Annotated in this window: 20 protein-coding genes and 1 pseudogene; 10 read left to right on the top strand and 11 right to left on the bottom strand. The window is 35.0% G+C overall.

Annotation, left to right across the window (positions count from 1 at the left end; genetic code table 11):
- Positions 1-23: 23 nt before the first annotated feature.
- Entirely contained in the window at positions 24-2,801 is a 2,778-nt protein-coding gene (locus RT445_RS02800) for a bifunctional diguanylate cyclase/phosphodiesterase (RefSeq protein WP_312506374.1), read from the bottom strand.
- A 402-nt stretch (positions 2,802-3,203) separates the two neighbouring features.
- Here RT445_RS02800 and RT445_RS02795 point away from each other — a divergent pair, with 402 nt between their 5' ends.
- The 3 genes from RT445_RS02795 to RT445_RS02785 all read left to right on the top strand — a co-directional run bounded on the left by RT445_RS02795 (position 3,204) and on the right by RT445_RS02785 (position 5,700).
- Positions 3,204-3,878, top strand: a complete 675-nt coding sequence (locus RT445_RS02795; protein WP_274795053.1) for a peptidylprolyl isomerase — start codon at positions 3,204-3,206, stop codon at positions 3,876-3,878.
- A gap of 179 nt (positions 3,879-4,057) precedes the next feature.
- Entirely contained in the window at positions 4,058-4,612 is a 555-nt protein-coding gene (locus RT445_RS02790; RefSeq protein WP_274795052.1) for a sigma-70 family RNA polymerase sigma factor, read from the top strand.
- Complete coding sequence (locus tag RT445_RS02785; RefSeq protein ID WP_274795051.1) at positions 4,609-5,700, top strand: DUF4179 domain-containing protein; 1,092 nt, start codon at positions 4,609-4,611, stop codon at positions 5,698-5,700. The genes RT445_RS02790 and RT445_RS02785 overlap by 4 nt, the downstream gene beginning before the upstream one ends.
- Before the next feature lie 41 nt (positions 5,701-5,741).
- On the opposite strand, the gene RT445_RS02780 is transcribed toward RT445_RS02785, so the two are convergent.
- The gene (locus tag RT445_RS02780; RefSeq protein ID WP_274795050.1) at positions 5,742-6,074 is read right to left on the bottom strand and encodes a BRCT domain-containing protein; all 333 of its coding nucleotides are present in this window, start codon (positions 6,072-6,074) and stop codon (positions 5,742-5,744) included.
- Between the two features lie 110 nt (positions 6,075-6,184).
- Between RT445_RS02780 and RT445_RS02775 the strand changes: the two genes are divergently transcribed.
- A complete protein-coding gene (locus tag RT445_RS02775) occupies positions 6,185-7,714 on the top strand; it encodes a histidine kinase N-terminal 7TM domain-containing diguanylate cyclase (protein WP_312506375.1) in 1,530 nt (509 codons plus the stop codon).
- Positions 7,715-7,774: 60 nt separating this feature from the next.
- Here the strand turns inward: RT445_RS02775 and gnd are convergent, their stop codons facing one another.
- From gnd to RT445_RS02755, 4 genes are read right to left on the bottom strand one after another with little or no spacing between them, the layout of a single operon-like run.
- Entirely contained in the window at positions 7,775-9,175 is a 1,401-nt protein-coding gene (gene gnd / locus RT445_RS02770) for a decarboxylating NADP(+)-dependent phosphogluconate dehydrogenase (protein WP_274795048.1), read from the bottom strand.
- A 26-nt stretch (positions 9,176-9,201) separates the two neighbouring features.
- Positions 9,202-10,548: a GntP family permease gene (locus RT445_RS02765; RefSeq protein ID WP_312506376.1), complete on the bottom strand. Its 1,347-nt coding sequence runs from the start codon at positions 10,546-10,548 to the stop codon at positions 9,202-9,204.
- 15 nt (positions 10,549-10,563) lie between these two features.
- Positions 10,564-12,105: a gluconokinase gene (gntK, locus tag RT445_RS02760; protein WP_274795046.1), complete on the bottom strand. Its 1,542-nt coding sequence runs from the start codon at positions 12,103-12,105 to the stop codon at positions 10,564-10,566.
- Complete coding sequence (locus tag RT445_RS02755; protein ID WP_274795045.1) at positions 12,098-12,829, bottom strand: GntR family transcriptional regulator; 732 nt, start codon at positions 12,827-12,829, stop codon at positions 12,098-12,100. Before RT445_RS02755 ends, gntK begins: the two co-directional genes overlap by 8 nt.
- A gap of 227 nt (positions 12,830-13,056) precedes the next feature.
- Here RT445_RS02755 and RT445_RS02750 point away from each other — a divergent pair, with 227 nt between their 5' ends.
- Positions 13,057-13,269: a hypothetical protein gene (locus RT445_RS02750; RefSeq protein ID WP_274795044.1), complete on the top strand. Its 213-nt coding sequence runs from the start codon at positions 13,057-13,059 to the stop codon at positions 13,267-13,269.
- 173 nt (positions 13,270-13,442) lie between these two features.
- A complete protein-coding gene (locus RT445_RS02745) occupies positions 13,443-13,718 on the top strand; it encodes a hypothetical protein (RefSeq protein ID WP_274795042.1) in 276 nt (91 codons plus the stop codon).
- A 66-nt stretch (positions 13,719-13,784) separates the two neighbouring features.
- Here RT445_RS02745 and RT445_RS02740 read toward each other — a convergent pair whose 3' ends face one another.
- Positions 13,785-14,276, bottom strand: a complete 492-nt coding sequence (locus RT445_RS02740; RefSeq protein WP_312506377.1) for a hypothetical protein — start codon at positions 14,274-14,276, stop codon at positions 13,785-13,787.
- 156 nt (positions 14,277-14,432) lie between these two features.
- Here RT445_RS02740 and RT445_RS02735 point away from each other — a divergent pair, with 156 nt between their 5' ends.
- The 4 genes from RT445_RS02735 (at position 14,433) to RT445_RS02720 (ending at position 18,648) form a co-directional block, all read left to right on the top strand.
- Positions 14,433-14,582: a hypothetical protein gene (locus RT445_RS02735; RefSeq protein WP_274797399.1), complete on the top strand. Its 150-nt coding sequence runs from the start codon at positions 14,433-14,435 to the stop codon at positions 14,580-14,582.
- Positions 14,583-14,700: 118 nt separating this feature from the next.
- Entirely contained in the window at positions 14,701-15,471 is a 771-nt protein-coding gene (locus RT445_RS02730; protein ID WP_312506378.1) for a nucleotidyltransferase domain-containing protein, read from the top strand.
- 388 nt (positions 15,472-15,859) lie between these two features.
- On the top strand, positions 15,860-17,341 hold the full coding sequence (locus RT445_RS02725; protein WP_274795039.1) for a malate:quinone oxidoreductase: 1,482 nt from the start codon (positions 15,860-15,862) through the stop codon (positions 17,339-17,341).
- A 227-nt stretch (positions 17,342-17,568) separates the two neighbouring features.
- Positions 17,569-18,648, top strand: coding sequence for an ankyrin repeat domain-containing protein (locus tag RT445_RS02720; RefSeq protein ID WP_313469639.1), 1,080 nt, complete (start codon positions 17,569-17,571; stop codon positions 18,646-18,648).
- Between the two features lie 118 nt (positions 18,649-18,766).
- On the opposite strand, the gene RT445_RS02715 is transcribed toward RT445_RS02720, so the two are convergent.
- The 4 genes and pseudogenes from RT445_RS02715 to RT445_RS02700 form a co-directional block, all read right to left on the bottom strand.
- Positions 18,767-19,048: a hypothetical protein gene (locus RT445_RS02715; protein WP_313469637.1), complete on the bottom strand. Its 282-nt coding sequence runs from the start codon at positions 19,046-19,048 to the stop codon at positions 18,767-18,769.
- The gene (locus RT445_RS02710) at positions 19,045-19,704 is read right to left on the bottom strand and encodes a hypothetical protein (protein WP_312506379.1); all 660 of its coding nucleotides are present in this window, start codon (positions 19,702-19,704) and stop codon (positions 19,045-19,047) included. The genes RT445_RS02715 and RT445_RS02710 overlap by 4 nt, the downstream gene beginning before the upstream one ends.
- Positions 19,705-19,849: 145 nt before the next feature.
- Positions 19,850-20,257 carry a MarR family transcriptional regulator gene (locus tag RT445_RS02705; protein ID WP_312506380.1) on the bottom strand — a complete coding sequence of 136 codons (408 nt, stop codon included), beginning with the start codon at positions 20,255-20,257 and terminating at the stop codon, positions 19,850-19,852.
- A 199-nt stretch (positions 20,258-20,456) separates the two neighbouring features.
- Positions 20,457-20,654 (bottom strand): annotated as a pseudogene (locus RT445_RS02700) (hypothetical protein); the annotation flags it as partial.

Here is a 20,654-nt window from a genome sequence, read left to right as displayed (position 1 = left end):
CCTTTGCTTAATAAATTTAAACACTACTTGAAATATTTTTTCATAATTTCTCCAGATTTCATAGGCTTGCTGAAAAAATATCCTTGCATTAAATGACAATTTTGTGCCAATAAATAGTCTGCCTGTTCTTTGGTTTCAACTCCTTCGGCAATAACCTCCAGTTTTAAGTTTTGAGCAAGCGTAATAATCGTATTCGTAATGGCTGCTGCGTCATCCGTTAACATTTCTTGAACAAAGGATTTATCAATTTTTAATGTAGAAATCGGCAAGTTTTTCAAATAACCTAGGGATGAATATCCAGTACCAAAATCATCAATTGCTAAATTTACCCCAAGTCCTTGCAGTTGTGTCATCGTTTTTAAAGTTACCTCTGTATTTTTAACAATGAGATTTTCCGTAAGCTCTAGTTGTAAATACTCGGGTGACAAATCTGTTTCCTTTAGGACGTTTTTTACAATAGAAAATAAATCATTCTGCTCGAACTGATGGACAGATAAATTCACCGACACACTAATTAAAGGACATCCCTGGTTATGCCATTCTTTTAATTGCTTGCAGGCTTCCCTAAGAACCCACTCACCTATAGGAACAATTAAACCTGTTTCTTCAGCAATGGGAATAAACTTATCCGGTGCTATCATTCCATGTTTTCGATGATTCCATCTTAATAGAGCTTCAACACCCTTAATTCTATTTGTTTTATAATTTATTTGTGGCTGATAGAAGATAATTAGTTCATCTCGCTCTAAAGCTTTATATAAATCATTCTCAAGTTGGATACTTTCAAAAGTTCTTGTATCCATCCCTTCGCTAAAGAAATGGTAGCTAGTACCGGGTGTTTCTTTTGATTTGTACATAGCTGTGTCTGCATTTTTTATTAATGTTTCTGTAGTCTCACCGTTTTCAGGAAACAGGCTTATACCGATACTTGTTTTAATGTAAATTTCATGGTCTATTAAATTAAAAGGTTTAGAGAAGGAATCATTTATACAATTAATAACCTTCAAAATGTCGTTTTCACATTTAATATTAGGTAAACAGATTGTAAACTCATCCCCACCCTGCCTTGACACGGTTGCATCTTCTGGAACGCAAGCACTTAAACGTTTGGCAACATTTTGGAGCAATAGATCCCCATAGCTATGACCGAGTGAATCATTTACTAATTTGAAACGATCTAGATCTAAATAGAGAACTGCTAATTTTTCACCATTCACTTTTGCAGATTTTAAACCTTGAGTTAATCGGTCTAATAAAAGAATTCGGTTGGGTAAATCTGTTAAGCTATCAAAATAAGCGTGGTATTTAATTTTCTCTTCTAGTTGCTTTCTTTGTGTTATATCTTTAAATGTCACAACTTCACCTACGACCTTGTCTCCTTCTTTTATTAATGAGGTTACATATTCGACTGGAAAGTTTGAATTATCTTTTCTAAAAAAAACTTTGTAGCTATTAAAATTTGTGTTTAAGAAGGGTGAAACCATAATTTTGTCCTCTGTTTCACAGCCACTCATTATAATATCGACTGATTTTCCAATCAGTTCCTTCTCTGTTTCATATCCCAACATGTGTGCACCTGCAGGATTGCAAAATGTAATGTTTCGATCAAGATCTAACCCAAAGATCCCCTCCCCTGCGGAATTGAGAATCAACTCCTTTTCACGGCTAAGCTGCTGTAACTCTGCGACAACTCTTTCGAGCTCTTTATTTTTTTCTCTTACTTCGGAGGTTCTTTCCTCGATAATGATCTCTTGCTTTTCCATATATAACAGGTTTGATAATGCAGATGCAGTAGTATCAACAATTGATTGGGCTAATTGTAATTGAGCTTCTGAGTAGTAGAATGGCTTTTTCTCAAGATTTACAATAGAGATTTGTCCTAAAATCTCACCCATTGATATCAAAGGAAACATAACTAAACCGTTTATGCCAAAATTGCGACAGACTTCATGATTAGGTCTGTCATCCTCAAAGACATTTGGAATAAGAATGGCCTTTTTGGTTTCAAAAACCTCCTGCATTACAGCATCATTGCTTTCATCAATTTTTATTTTATTATGTGTTTTTAGCCAATTTTCTTCCGTCCAATCGCTATCCTTACTCAACTTTGCTGGTTTAATATTCTTTTCTGCTAAAGGGTCTAATAGGTGAACGCCAATATTTTTATTGTCTAGAACCTTTTCTAAGTAAAAAAAGCATTTATCAAGACTCTCTTGTAGTGAAGAGCACATTGATAAGTCACGTGTAACATCGAGCAGCAACTGTTTTTCGTTAATAAGGTGTTCTTTATAAGCTAAGTTGTTTGCGTTTTGGATAGCAACAGCAGCCATATTTACATATGCTTCAACCGTTTGAATTTCTTCCTCTGTTAAGTTCATTGGAATACCATAATCAAATAAAAAAACAAGACCAAATAATTCTTGCTCAAAGGAAATAGGTAGTACTAACAAAGATTTAATATGAAATCCTTCAACAGCTCGAGGGTCAGGTCGATTATCCTTTGACGTATCAGGAATATAGATTGTTTTCTTTGTTTCAATTACTTCTTTAGCCAGTAAATCTATTTCGGTGTCAATAATATGCATATTCAATGTCCAACCATTAATTACTTCTGGTTTTCCAACATACCCTCTAAATGTTCCATCTTTTTGTGGCAGATAAATGCCCACAGAATCACATTTGACGATTTCTTCAGATATTGCAGTTGTTACCTGCTCCAATACTTCACGTAAATCTAGCTTCATGTTAATCATCTTCGTAATATTGGCCAGTCGAGAATACCTTGTTTGTTCCATAGACATTTAAGTGAACCTCCCATTTTGTATCGTTGTCCCATAGAAATTTTTATTAAATTTTTGCTTTATTCGTATCGAATGTCTCATTATTTTCATTTTACAGTAGTAATAAACATGTTGGTAAAAAAATGTAGAAATTAGTTAAAAATTTTTAAAAGTATTCTAAGTTTTTGTTATTAGCTTTATAAAGTAGGACTACAATCCTTCTTTATGTGAAGTTCAGTTATCTTTCTTTTGATATGTATTTAATAGGAAAATTAAATCTACCATTCCTGGCATAATTGTTCTAATGGCTATGAATAATACAAAGGTTTTTATAATCTTACTGATAGGAACTACCTTGATTTGTTGTAAATAATCCGATAGTTTTATAATGAATAGACGGTTAACAAGAGGAGTTGAAAGAATATGTTCGCACGTTTTAAAGGTTTCTATTTAGTGTTTTCACTGTTAGCAATCGTTATGATGTTGACAGGCTGTGGTACTGCTAAAGATAGTGAGCAAACAGAGGGAAATACAACTAAGGAATCTCAGAAAACAGCTAATTACGCATCAGAGGTGAAGGAAAAACCAATAGTAACCATTACAATGAATAATGATGAGAAAATTGTCATTGAATTGGAGCCTACCGTAGCACCGAACACAGTTGCTAATTTTATTTCCTTAGTAAATAAAGGGTTTTATGATGGCCTTATTTTCCACCGTGTGATTCCTGATTTTATGATTCAGGGTGGAGATCCATTAGGGAATGGAACTGGTGGACCAGATTATTCGATTGATGGTGAGTTTTCTTCAAATGGTTTTGACAATAACATGAAGCATGAACGGGGTGTTATTTCGATGGCTCGTTCGAAGGACCCTAACTCTGCCAACTCTCAATTCTTCATTATGGTCAAGGAAGCTCCGCACCTTGATGGAGATTATGCTGCTTTTGGAAAAGTCATCGAGGGTATGGAAACAGTCGATGCAATTGTTGCAGCTGAGCGAGATGCTACAGATAAACCACTAGAAGATCAACAAATGAAAAAGGTTGAGGTTGATACGAAGGGCTTTGATTATCCAGCACCTAAGGTAAATAAATAGTTGATGTGAAGTAATAGATATTTAAATAAGTAAAAGGCTAAATCAATGACGATTTAGCCTTTTATATTGGCTATAAAATTCAAAATGTAAATATTTTTAAATAATATGAGAACAATTCCAAATATTAGCGATGTTTTGTATGAAGGGTCCTTTATGATTGTGGAAGAAAGGGTGTTTGGATGAGGATAACAGCTGAAAACTTTATAAAGCATCTAAAGAAAAATCGAGAAGAAGCACTTCAATACGTGATTGATGAATATATCGGAATTGTAAAAGCTATTATTTACAATGCCTTAAAATCTTATAATGATCCTCAAATAATTGAAGAATGTATAAGTGATACTTTCTTAGGTGCATATGAAAATGCTAAACAGTTCAAGGGAGATAAAGAGGATTTTAGAAAATGGATTTGCACTATAGCGAAGTATAAAGCTATTACGAAGCAAAGAAAGCTATCTAAAGCGCCATTTTTTTATGAAATTGATGAGACAGGAAATGCAGTAAAATCTGCTGAGGATGAATATTTAATTAAGTCATCTACAGAGGAGTTACTTATGATGATGAGTCAATTGGAGCAATTGGACCGTGATATTTTTACAATGAAATACTTTTTAAATATGAAAAACGAAGAAATTGCTGAGCATTGTGGTTTAACAAAAGCTGCTATTAATAACCGATTATATCGTGGGAAAAAAAGATTACAGCAAATTCATTTAGGGGGGAGTATGTCATGAAAAAGCTATATCAACAATTTAATCATTTAAATCTTGATCATATAAATATAGAGCCAATGGAAGTGAGTACGCTTGAAAAAGAGAGAATTAAAAGAAATGTGTTAAAGGCAAAAAAGAAAAAGCACCTTATTAGAAATTTTGTTGCTGCAGCAACCTTTTTCATCGCTTCTAGTATTACAATTGGCTATGCATTTCCTACATTTGCAGCGAATATGCCGATTATTGGAAATATCTTCGAGTTGTTCATTGATAACGAAAAGTATGTTTTCGACAATTATGATGAATACTCTACAAATATTGGAATGGTCCAGGAGAGTAATGGGATCGAAGTATCTGTAAACGATGCTGTATATGATGGAGAGAATATTACCATTGCGTACACCATTAAAAGTGCGAAAGATTTAGGAGAAAGGCCAGTATTATATGGTGAAAATCGTGAACTAACTGCTAAGGAATTTGGTAAAAGGTATCAATATGGAGGCTATGCCACGAATCATTTGGTTCAAAAAATAAACGACAATGAGTATGCAGTATTATATATTTTTGAACTCATCAGAGGCTCAAAGCCTGAGGAAGTTCATATTACTTTTCAAGGAGATCAAGTTGTTGATTTAAATAATGTGAATAATGCTGTGGCAGGAAATTGGTCATTTGAATTTACTTTAGGGAAGCTTGAAAGTAAAACACAGCGTATAGAAAAAGATAGCATGAAAACGGAAGCGGAAGGTATAAAAATAGAAGCTTTTAAAATAACGAAAACCCCTATCTCTACAGCAATTTATCTTTCAGAAGAGGTGTTTGTAGAGAAGGAAAATGGTGAATGGCGAGGGGCTGGCATTGAATATGTCGTGAAAGATAATTTAGGGAATGAGTATAATGTTATTCATTTTAGAGGAAATAGTCATAATACAGACTTTGTAGGTCGAGGAAATTTCCCACGCATTGTTATTAATAATTTTGATAAACAAGCAACATCTATAATGATCACTCCTGTAGTAAACTTCTACAAGATCAAGGATAGTACAGGAGCATTGGAACTTATAAAAGAACCGTATACAATAAAGCCGATCGTTGTTCCGCTGCAATAAGCATAAAAAAGGAGTATGTAAATTGATCTTACATACTCCTTTTATTTTTGAATGTCCTCTTTCATCGAAATAAGCCATAAAAAATCATCCTCTATTATTAGTTGAATGTCATGACCCTGATTTATGAGGTGTTCTGCTTTACGTTGTTTAGTACTAATACCACGACGTTTATCTCCAAGAATAACGAAATCTGTTTGCTGTGTAACGGCGCCTTGCAAGGACCCTCCACAAACTTTTACTTGTTTAGCTGCTTCTGAACGGGTCATTGTAGAAAGAGCTCCAGTAAAAACAATTTGTTTATTAAAAAACGGATGGGTTAGGCTTTCGGCTGGATCTGTAATAAAAATGATTTCAGGGTTGTCCCTATTAGTCATACTGGTACTCCTTAAAAATTTTTTTAGCTACCATTTGAGCAATAAATAAATCCACAAAATTTTATATGTATGCTACATTAAAATTAAAAATTTTAAAGAGGTACATAGACATGAATTCACAATTGACTGCTTTTATTACTCTTGGCTGCACATCGGGTGTACTAAATTTGTATTTATGTTTATACGTATTTCTACAACGATTTAACTATACAAAAATTGCGCATTTGTTTATTAGTTATACCGCATTAATATCGATATATTGTTTTGCCTCTGCTTTTGGTTTAATAGCGACAACATTGGGAGCAATAAAGTTTTGGACCGCTATTCAATACGCAGGTATGGCCACTTCAACACCTCTCGGACTATTGTTTATCATGAGATATTTGGGCTTTCAACTGACACGTAAAAAGGTAATTGCACTACTTTCCATTCCCTTTATCAGCTTAATCATGGTTGCTACAAATGATATGCACCATTTTCATTATAGAGTATTTGAAATTGACCCTGTATTGGGATCACCTTATATTCATCAGGAAATTGGAGTATGGTATATCATACATGGGATATTTACATTTGGCTGTATGTTTGTAGCATTTTTATTAATAGTAAAGCAATGGAAAGAAACAAGTAAAGCCTATCGAAAACAACTCATTGCTTTAATGTGTGGTCAGCTGATCCCTATGGTAACCGCATTTATTTACTTGTTGGGCTTAACACCTCAAGGAGTTGATCCCGTTCCAATGGTGTTATGGGCTTCCTCACTGTTGTATTTATGGTCAATAAGTTCCTCTCGTTTATTTAGCGTCATGCCTATTACTAAGGATGTAATATTTCATAATATCAATGATGGTGTCATTGTGCTAGATGAATCGTCACGATTAATAGAGTTTAATCAATCGTGTAACCAAATGTTCCCTCAACTATCTAGATCCATGTTTGGTATGGACTTTGCCCAGGTGTGGCTCCAGGTAACTGGACAATTTATGCCCTTTAATTTGGAAGCGATAGAGAATACGCAAGAAATTGAGCTAAACCATATCAATCGTACTTATCAAGTACGTATATCAGCACTCCAGCATGTTAATCATGGTAATGGGTTACTGCTAATTTTCACGGATTTTACTGAAGTAAAAAAGCTACAACATATGTTAGAACAACAGGCTTACTATGATGAGCTTACACAAATCTATAATCGTCGAGCTTTTTTCAAACATCTAGAAACGTACGAAGAAGCTACTGGCTTTACAGTCGTTTTAATGGATATTGATCACTTTAAACATGTAAATGATACGTATGGACATGCAACTGGGGATCAATTACTTGTTCATGTTGTAAAGGCTTGCCAGAGTGAGCTGAAAAATGGACAATTTTTTGCAAGGTATGGCGGTGAGGAGTTTGTTCTTACACTCAAGGGCTATACATTAGCTGAAGGTGAAAAATTAGCAAATCAGCTCTGTCGCAGCATAGAGACTTCTCCCCTTATGACTATTGTGGGCACTATTAGAGCGACGATTAGCTGTGGAGTGGCAGAGGGTAAAATTGGAGAAGAGTCGCTTTATCAGCTTTTGAATAAAGCCGATAAAGCCTTATATGCAGCAAAAGAAGCAGGACGTAATCGAGTCCATGTTTATAGAGAATAAAAAAAGCTAAAATATACAATCAGTCATCGATAGGGAATGATGTATATTTTAGCTTTTTACTTACCAATTTGTATGGAAAACACCTTCTGCATCAATACGTTCATACGTATGAGCGCCAAAGTAATCACGTTGGGCCTGTAACATATTGGCATTTGATGAACCTGTGCGATAACTATCATAATATGTGAGAGAAGCACTTAAACATGGGAATGCATTACCTGCTTGTATACCTTCACACACAATTTTTCTCAATCCCATTTGATAGTCCTTCGTCTTTTCTGCAAAGTATGGGTCAATTAATAAATTATCTAGAGTAGGCTGCTGTTGGTAGGCTTCACTAATAACATTTAAGAACTCTGCACGGATAATACAGCCGCTACGGAAAATTAATGCAATATCCTTTAATGGCAAGTTCCAGTCATAAAGTTCCGATGTCATTTTATATTGTGTGAAACCTTGCGCATAAGCACAGATTTTACCCATATACAAAGCTTGTCGTACGTATTCAACCCAAACCTCTTTATCAAGGCTTTGTTGATTGTAGTCAGGTCCTGTTAATACAGCCTCCGCACGAACTCGCTCCCCTTTTAATGATGAAATATAGCGTGCAAATAAGGCCTCTGTAATAATGGATGTAGGAATACCATTATCAATGGATTGCATACTAGTCCATTTTCCAGTCCCTTTTTGACCTGCTTTATCAAGAATCATATCAATTAGCGGTAATCCCGTTACTTCATCTTTTTTTCTTAAAATGTCAGCTGTAATTTCGATTAAGTAGCTTTTTAGTTCGCCTTGATTCCAAGTTTCAAAGATAGTAGCAATTTCCTCAACAGATAACCCAACATTTTTTCTTAAAAATGTATAAGCTTCGGCAATTAGTTGCATATCTGCATATTCGATTCCATTGTGGACCATTTTAACGAAGTGACCTGCACCTTTAGGGCCAATATACGTACAGCATGGCATCCCTTTTACTTGTGCTGCGATCTTCGTAAGAATAGGCGCAGCTTTTTCATAGACCTCTTGATCTCCACCTGGCATGATAGAAGGACCTGTCAATGCACCAACTTCACCACCAGAAATACCAATGCCTAAATATCCGATTCCTAGTCCCTTTAATTCATCATATCTACGCTCAGTATCTTTATAGTGTGAGTTACCACCATCCATAATCACATCGCCTTTTTCAAGGAAAGGCACTACAGACTGAATAACAGAATCAATAGCGTTTCCTGCTGTAACCATTAAAAAAATCTTTCTTGGTTTCTCTAAAGATTGTACGAAGTCTTCTATATCATAGTAGGGAGTAAGCGCCTGTCCTTCGACTTTTTCTAAAAGTTTGTCGGTTAAATCTCGTGTGTAATTATAAACGGCTACTTGTTCGCCATTATTAGCCATGTTTAAAGCGATATTACTGCCCATCACGCCTAAACCAATAACGCCTATTGTATTTAACATTGTGCCCGCTCCTTTTTATACATTTCTTAAACAAATAAACTAAGTAATAAAATAAATCCTAAACCAGCCACAGATACTATTGTTTCGAGTAGTGTCCATGTAGCAAAGGTTTCCTTCATGCTCAGCCCAAAATACTCTTTAAACATCCAGAAACCAGCATCATTGACATGTGAAGCAATTAAGCTTCCTGCCCCCGTTGCCAATACGACCAAGGCAAGGTTTACATCGCTTTGACCTAACATTGGAATGACTAACCCAGCTGTTGTTAAAGCAGCAACGGTAGCTGATCCCAATGAAATACGTAAAATAGCGGCGATAATCCAAGCAAGTAAGATCGGTGATAAGGTAGTTCCATGGAATAACTCAGCAACGTAATCCCCAACACCACCATCGATTAATACCTGCTTGAAGGCGCCCCCTCCACCAATTATTAAGAGCATCATGCCGATATGAGTAATTGCTGTAGTACATGATTCCATGACCTGTTTAATAGGAATGTTTCTTGCGATTCCCATCGTATAGGTAGCCACTAGTAAGGAGATTAACATTGATGTACCAGCTTCACCGATGAAGCGGATTCCTGCTAAGAAGCCATTATCTTCAAAGCCTATTGTTTTTTGTAGCAGTGTAATAATAGTAGCGATAGACATTAAAATAACAGGTAGTAGTGCAGTGAAAACACTGATACCAAAACTAGGTGTATCCTCTAGTTCAAATGTTTTTTGTTCACCAAGAGAAGCGATATTACCAGTTTTGTTGAATGATTTAGGCACTAACCTTTTCGCTAATTTTGTGAACAGCGGCCCTGCTAAAATAACGGTCGGAATGGCGATGATAAATCCATAAAGTAAAACTTCACCAATGTTTGCCCCGAATTCACCAGCGATGACAGTTGGTCCTGGATGAGGTGGTAAAAATCCGTGTGTAACAGATAATGCTGCAGTCATAGGAATTCCTAAATATAAAATAGAAACCTTTAATTGTCTTGAAATAGCGAAGACTATAGGGATTAATAGCACTAATCCTACTTCAAAGAAAAGAGCTATACCGATAATAAAGGATGCCGCTACAACAGCCCATTGGATATTCTTTTCCCCAAATTTATTAACAAGGGTCATGGCAATACGCTGTGCCCCTCCTGAATCAGCAATTAGTTTCCCTAGCATAGCTCCAAGTCCAAATATTAATGCTAAGTGACCTAATGTACCGCCTAATCCTGCTTCAATCGTCTTCACGATGCCATCTAAAGGCATCCCAAGAGCCAATGCCACTCCAAATGAAACGATAATTAATGAGATAAACGTATTTAATTTAAAGCCCATTATTAAAATTAACAGTGCGATAATACCAATACCTACAATAATTAATGGCATGTATTCTCCTCCTCTTTAGTCGGGCTTAATTAAGCTCCTTTGATATTGAGCAATGGATGCATAATCATCTGCTAACACCCTGGATAAACGAATGAAAATAGGGAGTAGCTGTCTATATTCTTTTGCTGCATCTTCGATAGGTGTATGTTTATAAGTGTCACCAATCATATCAGCGACAATGTCAAAGGAATCGATTTTTCCGATAGCATATAAGCCTAAAATACAAGCACCAAGACAGGAGCTCTCATAACTTTCAGGGACAACTACTTCCGATTCAAAAATATCAGCCATCATTTGTCTCCAAATCTCAGAGCGTGAAAAACCACCTGTCGCTTGAATACGAGTTACGGGAGTTTCCATACACTCGAGCAATGCTAAATAGACGGTATATAAATTGTAGATAACTCCTTCAAGAGCTGCTCGTATCATATGTTCTTTTTTATGCGACATGGTTAAACCAAAAAATGATCCACGTACATCTGGATTCCATAAAGGTGCACGTTCACCCGATAAATACGGATGGAATAGCAATCCATCAGCACCCGGTCTTACACGTTCTGCAATTTTGGTCAATACTTCATATGGATCAATCCCGAGTCTTTTGGCTGTTTCAATTTCAGATGAAGCAAATTCATCCCGAATCCAGCGAAGCACCATACCGCCATTGTTTACAGGTCCACCAATGACCCAATGATTCTCTGTTAAGGCATAGCAGAAAATTCTACCTTTCACATCAGTTTTAGGCTTATCAATAATAGTGCGAATAGCACCACTTGTCCCAATTGTGACAGCAATTTCACCTTCTCGAATGGCATTCACACCTAGATTAGAAAGTACGCCATCACTTGCACCAATGATAAAAGGTGTTTGTGGGTCAATACCAATTTGTTTAGCTAAAAGGTCATTGCAGTTCGAAAATAATTGAGTTGTTGGTACGAGTGTCGACAATTGTGCTCTCGAAATACCGGCAACAGTTAACGCTTCTTCGTCCCAATCTAATGTGTGGAGATTCATCATGCCCATACACGAGGCTAATGAATAATCGACGACATATTGATTAAAGAATTTTTTAAAAATGTATTCTTTAATACCGATATATTTCTTTGTTTTGCACGCGATTTCAGGATGTTCATGCACAAGCCAAGTAATTTTGCTTAGAGGTGACATTGGGTGAATAGGTGTACCTGTTCTTTTATAAATTTCATGACCATTCCAGTCATCTTTAATTTTATGTGCCCAAGCTTCACTACGATTATCTGCCCATGTGATAACAGGTGTTAACGGTAAATCATTTTCGTCTATAGCGATTACACTATGCATAGCACTGCTAAAGGACACAAATAATAATGATTTATCTGAATGGACTTTCATAATGTTAGAAATGGCTTGCAGTACAGCTTGAAAAATCTCTTCTGGATTTTGTTCAGCTGTTGAAATATCAGGCGTATATAATGGATACCCTATATTTTCTTGTTGAATAACCTTACCTTGTTCACTAAATAACACAGCTTTTGTACTAGTAGTCCCTATATCAACACCTAACATATAGTTAGTCATTTTGTGGCTCAACCCCTTTAGATAGCATTTGCTGTGACCGCCATAGGTCTTCTACCTTGCCTTGAACATCATCAAAATTTTCATGTAAGGATTTGATCATAAGCTCTCGATCTTTGGCTCTAATAGCATCAATATAGAGTTCGTGATTTTTCACAATGCGAGTAAAATCCTCATATTTTTCTTTAAAGCGCATACGCATTGATAATAAAATTAAGCCTTCCATTACTGGTTTTAAATTATTCCAAATCATGGTGATATAGGAATGTCCGATGGAGCGAATAATTGCCTCGTGGAACATAATATCCTGATAAGAAAATTCGTCTGCATCGTTATATTTAATGGCAACCTTCATCATTTCTAATGTTTTGCTAAGCTCTAGCGCTAAGTTAGTTGTATCCATTTTTATAAGACGTTCAAACACAAATGTTTCAATCAGCAATCGAACATCATAAATTTCTTCAATCTCTTTTTCCGATAAACCAAGGACAACAGCACCCATTTTTTCTAATCGAATGATATTTTCAGCCGCTAATATTCTTAATGCTTCACGAATGGGCGAACGACTTACTTCAAAATCTGCTGCAAGTTTATTTTCAGAAAGAATGGTACCGCTTTCAATTAATCCTGAAATAATACGCATTCTAAGTTCATATGCTACGCGATCGCCTGTTGAAGCCTTAGAAAGCCATTTTTGTGGATATAAGTAATCCTTTAATTCGCTCATAATATCACCTTTTCGATCCAGAGTATACTTGTATACAAGTATTATAGTCAGAAAGAAAATAAGATTGCAAGCGACTTAACATTGAAAAAGCCTCAACATTATCCTTAGCTAAATAGAAAATTTAATGCACATTCTTTTATTCCTCGATGGACAAACTTTAGAGTGAGAAGTTTAAAAAACCAAATAAACGGTTTTGAAACTTTTCAAATAATCGATGGAGGATGGTTATGTCAAATATGAAAACAAATCGTAACAATGCAAAAGCAAATGGAACGAGAAGTGCAAAGCAATCAATTCAGCAGCGTCAGAAACTTCCTCAGGAAGAGTTTGGTGCTGAATTTGGGCTTGATGCGGCTTCATCACAGGTCAAGAACTTTGCTGAAACGCAAGGAAAAACAGGTATCAAACAACCGGTTAGTGAGAGAACTGCGTGGCACTAGTTTATATTTGACTATCTATTCAACACATTGAGAGGAACTAAGGATTTAGCCTTAGTTCTTTTTATGTCCTGGGAAATACTGTTTTTTAATTTTCTTCCATACATATTTCCTAAGCAATTCATAATACTACTTTTAGAACAATGAAATTTCTTTAGGAAGGGAAGATGTATCAATTGGCTAAACACTCAGATACAAGTTGGAAGCAGGATCATCCTAGTACATTGTTTAGTAATTCTGTACAAAAGGCTGATCGCATGTTAAAGCATGCAAAGTCACATCCAGAAGAAATAGCAATAGAGCATGCCTTTAACCAAATTAAGCATGCAGAAAATGCTCGTTTTAATGCAGAGCAATATGGTGAACATTTAGATACTGTTCAGCAAAATAAAGAATATTTGGATCAGATTAAACAGCAATTGCATGAAATGAAAAATGATATGAATAGATAATGACAAATATGAACGGCTTACACCCATAAAGAGGGAACTAAGCCGTTTATCATTTTAGTGATGTAACTAACACCAAACAATGATTTCATATGGTGAAGTTTGCGCAGGAATACTTCTAGTAGTAGGACCATAAATGACAATGAGGTTGCGATTAGCTGGATTATTTGAAAAAGGTTGACCGTTTTTAAGTGAAATAATAGTAGTAGAAGAAAGATTTAATTGTAATTGTCCATCATTACTAACTAATTGGTTATTAAAATAGTCCACCTTAACATTTTGATAATTACTTTCTTTGACAACAATCAATGCACGATATTGTGGTGGATAAATCATTGGTACTGGTGCATCACCATCATAATAACCTGTAACCCATTGACCTGTTGTAACGATTTCTTGATTTACAAAATAAGTAGAAGGAGAAATGATAAAATTTACGACTCCACCAGTTCCATCTTCTACAGTCATCATTTTATAACAGCCCTCTCGGTCCCCATTTTGTCCTACAGGAAAATTATTTATGTTTGTTATCACACCACGAAAAGATTTAAAATTTACCATAGTCATTCCTTTCTTACATAATGATCGATTTTACCGTATTATTTTAATTTATGTGACATTATAAAATTAAGTGACAACTATAAATTAGGGATGACTACTTTATATAAACCCATCTATACTGAACATGCTTACTATAAAGTCAGGGGAGTGAATCTATTGAAGTGGACTTCTAAAAATAAGAAAATTCTTTTATTTTTCATAATCGTTATTATCATCATTGCGGGCGTACTCGATATTAAATATGAAGGACTGTTCTATCAGCTATTACCAACATCTATGCAAACATTTTTATCAAGTTTATTTTAACTAAGAACCGTACTTGAAAGAGAGTACGGTTTTTTTATTCAATGAACTCTATTATAGAAATAGGGAATGACTGAAGAAAAAAATAATACTATTAAAAATTACAAAAGGGATTGATTAATTGTTGGACAAATGGAAAACAGCACTAGAAACGTTCTTAAAAGATTGGCAAGACAGAGATGAGGTTATAGGAGCGCTTGTTTGTGGGAGTTATGTTACGGGGAATCCCTCTAAGCGATCTGACATCGATGTACATATTATTTTGGCAGAAGATGTGGCATGGCGGGAAAGAGGCAATCGAGTGATTAATGGGTTTCTAATTGAATACTTTGCTAATCCTCCAAGTCAAATTCGTCGGTATTTCCTAGATGATTTTAACAAGCGTAGAACTATGTCGATGGTGCAATTTAAAACAGGTAGAATTTTATATGATTATACTGGAATAATAAAAGACCTAAAATATGAAGCAGAAGAGTGGCTAAGCAAAAGATATAAGAAAGTGAATAAAACTGTCTTAGAAATAAAAAAATACGGATTATGGGATGCATTAGATAATTTAAAGGACTGTTATGAACAAGATAGGAAAGACTTTACCTTTACGTACCATAACGAATTAGCTAATTTGTTTACGGAGTACTGTCACTTTTTGAATTTAGAAATGATACCTTCTTATCAAATCTGTGCGTATCTTGAAGATCCACTGTATCTACAAAAATATTGTAAGACAGTATTTCCAGATGATGACTTTAAAAAATCTTTTATGAAAGCAATGCAAGAAGATGATGCTCAAAAGAAGATGGAGTTATTTGAAGCATTAGTCAATTATGTACTCAAAAAAATGGGTGGTTTTCGTATAGATGGCTGGCATATGAAAAGTCCAATCGATGATTAAACTTAAGGAGTAGGGAGTTAGTTCAGAAACAAGACGAGCTCCTTAATTTTATGTTATTATATAGATATAATAAAAAAAGAACCTATTTTTTATGAAAATGTCAACCATTTTTAGGCCGATTATTCCAAAAAGCTTAAATAATCCTAGTTTTATCCGTAAGAAAAAGTGAGTTTTTTGCTTGAATTATGAACGGAAAGACTCGAAAAAAGCGGATAACTCTCATATAAATAGTTGATATTTTATTCTTGAACTAATTGTGATAAACTGCAATAAGGTAATAATTGATACAGAAATGGTGTGCTCCGAGGTTGCTCCATGGCTTACAGTACTTCTAAAGCAGGAGTGCTTACATCCTTTCTGCAAATCTTAATATATAAGGAAGGTAAAAATGAGTAACAGACAAATTAAATCAGATGTTATCTTAATTGGTGCCGGAATCATGAGTGCAACTTTGGGAACATTACTCAAAGAATTAGCACCAGATTGGAAAATTACAGTGTTTGAAAAGCTTGAGAAAGCAGGCGAGGAAAGTTCTCACGAATTGAATAATGCTGGAACTGGACATGCTGCACTATGTGAGCTGAACTACACTTCAGAGAAAAAAGACGGATCAATCGATATCAAAAAAGCGATTAATGTTAATGAACAGTTCCATGTTTCAAGACAATTTTGGTCGTATCTTGTAAACAATAAGCTGATCAATAATCCACAAGACTTCATTATGCCTTTACCACATATGAGTTTAGTACAAGGGAAAGAAAATGTTGAGTTTCTAAAAAGACGTCATGAAACGATGACAAAAAATCCTTTATTTGAAGGAATGGAATTCTCAAAAGATCCTGAAACACTAAAAAAATGGATTCCACTTATTATGGAAAATCGTCCAGCTGGTGAAGATATTGCTGCAACGAAAATTGACACTGGTACAGATGTTAACTTTGGTGCTTTAACACGTATGTTAATTGACCACTTAAAAGCACAAGATGTAGATGTGAACTACAAACACAGTGTTGAAAGTTTAAAACAAACTAGTGATGGTTCATGGGAAGTACGTGTGCATGATTTAGACGGCTGTAAAATGGAATATCATTCAGCGAAATTTGTCTTCCTTGGAGCTGGTGGAGGAAGCCTAGAATTACTACAAAAATCTGGTATTCCTGAAGGAAAACATATTGGTGGATTCCCAATTAGTGGTCTATTCTTACAATGTAATAATCCAGAAGTAGCTGAAAAGCATCATGCAAAAGTGTATGGAAAAGCAAAAGTTGGTGCTCCACCAATGTCAGTACCGCATCTTGATACACGTTATATTGATAATAAAAAATCACTACTATTTGGACCATTCGCAGGTTTCTCACCTAAGTTCTTAAAAACAGGCTCAAATATGGATTTATTTGCTTCTGTTAAACCGCATAATATCACAACTTTATTAGCGGCAGGCGTTAAAGAGATGGGATTAACAAAGTATTTAATCCAGCAGCTTATGCTTTCAAAAGAACAACGTATGGAAGAGTTACGTGAGTTCATTCCAAACGCGAAGAGTGATGATTGGGATATTATCGTTGCTGGTCAACGTGTACAAGTTATTAAAGATACAGAAGCAGGCGGTAAAGGTACACTTCAATTTGGTACGGAAGTTGTAAGTGCTGCTGATGGTTCAATTGCAGCTTTACTCGGAGCTTCACCAGGTGCGTCTACTGCTGTACATGTTATGCTTGAGGTTCTTAATAAATGTTTCCCTCAACATATCAAAGAGTGGGAACCAAAAATTAAAGAAATGATTCCATCATATGGTTTATCTTTAGCAGAAAACCCAGAGCTTCTAAAAGAAATTAATGCAACAACAGATAAAGCACTAGGTTTGAAATAAATAAGGAAGAGCTCTCAATCTATTTAAAATTGAGAGCTCTTTTTGTATGCCTTTTCCTGGGAAATTTTTAATGCTTGCCACAATTTTAACAAAGTAACTATAAAAATTAGTATAAATCTTTTTGACTTCATCATGATCTTTTTAAAACTGGAGCCATATATCCTGTTGTTTTGTTATAGGTTGTTTTCTATACTTTTCGTAAATGTAGGAAGGGAGCCATTCAATAGATGATTAAGCTAAAAGATATTGGGACATTTCAGGAGCTACCAGAGATTGCAATGCATATTTATACTGGTAATATCACCGCTTTACGAGTAGCAAAGAATAGGGGCTGGAATATTGAAGAACATTTTATATTAAGTAAGCATACCACGTTAAGTCCATTAAACTTAGCACTGATTTTACAAAAATTTGATGTAGTAAAACTGTTAGTTGAATATAATGTCAACTTGAATGTCGAAAAAAACCCTGCTTTTTTAGTTGCTGTTCGATATTGTAAGGAGAATATCATCCGTTACCTTGTCAAACAAGGGGCAAATCTAGATGGATATAATCAGGTTGGTTCTGGAGCCTTTTCACAGGCCTACTATGGGAATAAAAAAAATATCCCACTTATTCATGAGCTCGGACTAGATATTAAAGAACATGGTGGGGCCGTATTACGTGAGGCTGTAGCTAATTATGATATGAAAACAGTCACTTATTTACTCGATGAGGGGGCAGATATTAATTATCAAAAGTCTGACATGGTTTACCCCTATGCTGCCACACCGTTAACTATTGCCTCACGCATGGGGAAAATTGCTATGGTGAAATATTTGGTTGAACGTGGTGCAGATGTCTCTTTAACCGAGAAAAATGGAGAAAGAGCTTATACTATTGCCGTAGGTTTGAAAAATGAAGAGCTAGCGAATTATTTGAAAGCACAAGAACCTGCGGAACTTCATTCAATAGTAAATAAAAAATATGCATTAAATAAATATAATTTACCAGATGAATTGGTCGATTTTCTAACGGGTGATAAATTGTATCTTAAACTTCCACCAAATGATTATGACATTCAGTATATTGAGTTTTTTAAGCTTACAGACACAATTGAGATGAAGCTTGGTCGTCAAAAACTTCTCCGACTTTCGGCATATGTTGATAATTATTCTGACATAGAAGTAGTGTGGAACCCAAATGGAAAGGGCCAAATTGGGTGCTATGATGTGGAGCATGAAGAATACGCTGATTTATGCAGCTTTACAGAGTTTCTTGCTAGACCAGAAGTCTACATCATCAATTTTCTAGAAGGGGAGCTTTAGCAATGTTCCTTAATACTTGATAACTGAGAATGGAACAATGATTACCTTAATAAAAAGAGTCATCGTATTGCTCAGGAAAAGGCAGTTTCCCAAAAGAATATGCCTTTTCTTGATTATTCTAAACGCGAAGTTTGGATATACAGAATACAATAGAACGTTTGATGTATGTGGCGCAAAAGAACAGAAGTACAGCTACTAGAAGTGCTAGAGGGATACTGAAAATAATAGGTATATCTACACCGTACCAGATACTCATTTTAATTTGATCCAGTCCGAATGTTCGTAAAAAGCCAGAGAATATAGATAGTATAGCACTTAAGAGTAAGCCAATGTATAGAACTGACAATACAACAAGAGCTAGTGAGCAAAAAAAAGCTTGTAGCATTTTTAGGAATATCATTCTATTTCCCTCCGAATAATATGATGCACGACTGCATTTGAATCGATTGAATAATCATCTGTATAATAAAGCCTTTCGATGAGACAATTTTCTCCTACTATAACTACTTCACCTTCCACAATTTGTGCATTTGTATAAGATAGCTTTAACTGTTTTCCACAGATTGTGTGACAAATTAACCTTTTCTTAAATAATGGAAGAAGTGTCACTCGATCTTTTTTTATCATTACATTTTCAGCTTGCAGCCTGCCAATTTTACTTTCTCCTGATAATTTCAACTGAAAGTGATTAGCTACTAATTCAGCGGCTTTCACTACACCAAGAGCCTCAAAATGTTCGCTCTGTAGTTTCCCTTCAATTATTACTTTCCCGGTACTATTGATTTTTTGGACACAACCTTTTTTTACTTTAAGGTTACCTGCATTTGTTAGTTCATCGATTTCACAATAATCTTTTAACGTACATGAACCTGTGCTGTTAAATTCATGGACAATAACGGGAAAATAAAATGAGCTATGGCCATGAGTAGACACTTTTTGCATGCGAACTTCTTGATGTATTGTTACGGCTCCACGAATATTTAATTGCTCATACTCAATATCCAAATGTTTAATACGGCCATTCGTAAGTGTTAGGGTACGCAGTTGTTGAAACATAAAAGTCACCTCATATACTTTAATTAATATATATTTTAATTACTAAAATATATATTAATTAAAGTATATGCAACTTCCCTTTGTCAAGAACAAATGAATTCCCTAATTTTGAGGCAATAAAAAAGGATTTCAATTTGTTGAAATCCTAAAAAATTTTATTCATTAATTGATTTACTTCACGTAAAATATTGGCCATATCTATGAGTTTATCCTGTGAAAACTTTAAAAAGATTTCTTGAACCTTTTTGTCCCCATTGCTTGTTAAAGTCATTTTGACGACACGGCGGTCATTATTTTCTCTAATTCGTTGTATCAGCTCTAGTTTTTCCAGTTTATCGCACATGGAAGTGACAGCTCCAGGAGTGATACTGAAGAATTCGGCAATTTCTGTCGCCTTCATACCATCATTTATTTTTAGTTGCAGGAGTAAAATTAATTGGTTTTGTGATAACGCTTCCCCTTTAGATAAAAGCTCTACAAACATTTTTGACTTTTGCTGTATATCTAGCATTTCCTTCATAATAATCTCTACATTGTGTAGACTTTCAGCCATATAATCACGTCCGTTAAAATATTTAATGGTTAAATTATATAGCAACTAAATTAACCTTTCCAATCATTAATAATTGTTTAAAAGCTACAAGTACCTTAGCCCCTTTTATAGATGAGTCCATGGTGGGAATAGTAGCGCCAATAAAAGAAAGGAAACATCATATCAAGGTATATTATGAATTTTTTAATAGACTTCTTTTTTACATTCGTTTCACAAAAGTAGCGTGATACATTCTTCTTTTATAGACATAAAAGTACATACTTAGTGGCCACCATAGTGTCACGAAAATAGGGTAAATTGCCCATATAACGCTTGGTGAAGAAATAACATTGACTGTAATGAAAAAGATACTAATTAGCAATGTAGCTGTAACGGAGAAGGCTACAAAAGTTTTGCG

The organism is Lysinibacillus sp., from assembly GCF_032093475.1.
Taxonomy (GTDB): Bacteria; Bacillota; Bacilli; order Bacillales_A; family Planococcaceae; genus Lysinibacillus; species Lysinibacillus irui.
This window is presented reverse-complemented; position numbering and strand designations above follow the sequence as displayed.

Coding starts and splice junctions, on each gene's coding strand:
- RT445_RS02800 (WP_312506374.1), bottom strand. CDS start 2,801: ATGTCTATGGAACAAACAAGGTATTCTCGACTGGCCAATATTACGAAG.
- RT445_RS02795 (WP_274795053.1), top strand. CDS start 3,204: ATGTTCGCACGTTTTAAAGGTTTCTATTTAGTGTTTTCACTGTTAGCA.
- RT445_RS02790 (WP_274795052.1), top strand. CDS start 4,058: ATGAGGATAACAGCTGAAAACTTTATAAAGCATCTAAAGAAAAATCGA.
- RT445_RS02785 (WP_274795051.1), top strand. CDS start 4,609: ATGAAAAAGCTATATCAACAATTTAATCATTTAAATCTTGATCATATA.
- RT445_RS02780 (WP_274795050.1), bottom strand. CDS start 6,074: ATGACTAATAGGGACAACCCTGAAATCATTTTTATTACAGATCCAGCC.
- RT445_RS02775 (WP_312506375.1), top strand. CDS start 6,185: ATGAATTCACAATTGACTGCTTTTATTACTCTTGGCTGCACATCGGGT.
- gnd (WP_274795048.1), bottom strand. CDS start 9,175: ATGTTAAATACAATAGGCGTTATTGGTTTAGGCGTGATGGGCAGTAAT.
- RT445_RS02765 (WP_312506376.1), bottom strand. CDS start 10,548: ATGCCATTAATTATTGTAGGTATTGGTATTATCGCACTGTTAATTTTA.
- gntK (WP_274795046.1), bottom strand. CDS start 12,105: ATGACTAACTATATGTTAGGTGTTGATATAGGGACTACTAGTACAAAA.
- RT445_RS02755 (WP_274795045.1), bottom strand. CDS start 12,829: ATGAGCGAATTAAAGGATTACTTATATCCACAAAAATGGCTTTCTAAG.
- RT445_RS02750 (WP_274795044.1), top strand. CDS start 13,057: ATGTCAAATATGAAAACAAATCGTAACAATGCAAAAGCAAATGGAACG.
- RT445_RS02740 (WP_312506377.1), bottom strand. CDS start 14,276: ATGGTAAATTTTAAATCTTTTCGTGGTGTGATAACAAACATAAATAAT.
- RT445_RS02725 (WP_274795039.1), top strand. CDS start 15,860: ATGAGTAACAGACAAATTAAATCAGATGTTATCTTAATTGGTGCCGGA.
- RT445_RS02720 (WP_313469639.1), top strand. CDS start 17,569: ATGATTAAGCTAAAAGATATTGGGACATTTCAGGAGCTACCAGAGATT.
- RT445_RS02715 (WP_313469637.1), bottom strand. CDS start 19,048: ATGATATTCCTAAAAATGCTACAAGCTTTTTTTTGCTCACTAGCTCTT.
- RT445_RS02710 (WP_312506379.1), bottom strand. CDS start 19,704: ATGTTTCAACAACTGCGTACCCTAACACTTACGAATGGCCGTATTAAA.
- RT445_RS02705 (WP_312506380.1), bottom strand. CDS start 20,257: ATGGCTGAAAGTCTACACAATGTAGAGATTATTATGAAGGAAATGCTA.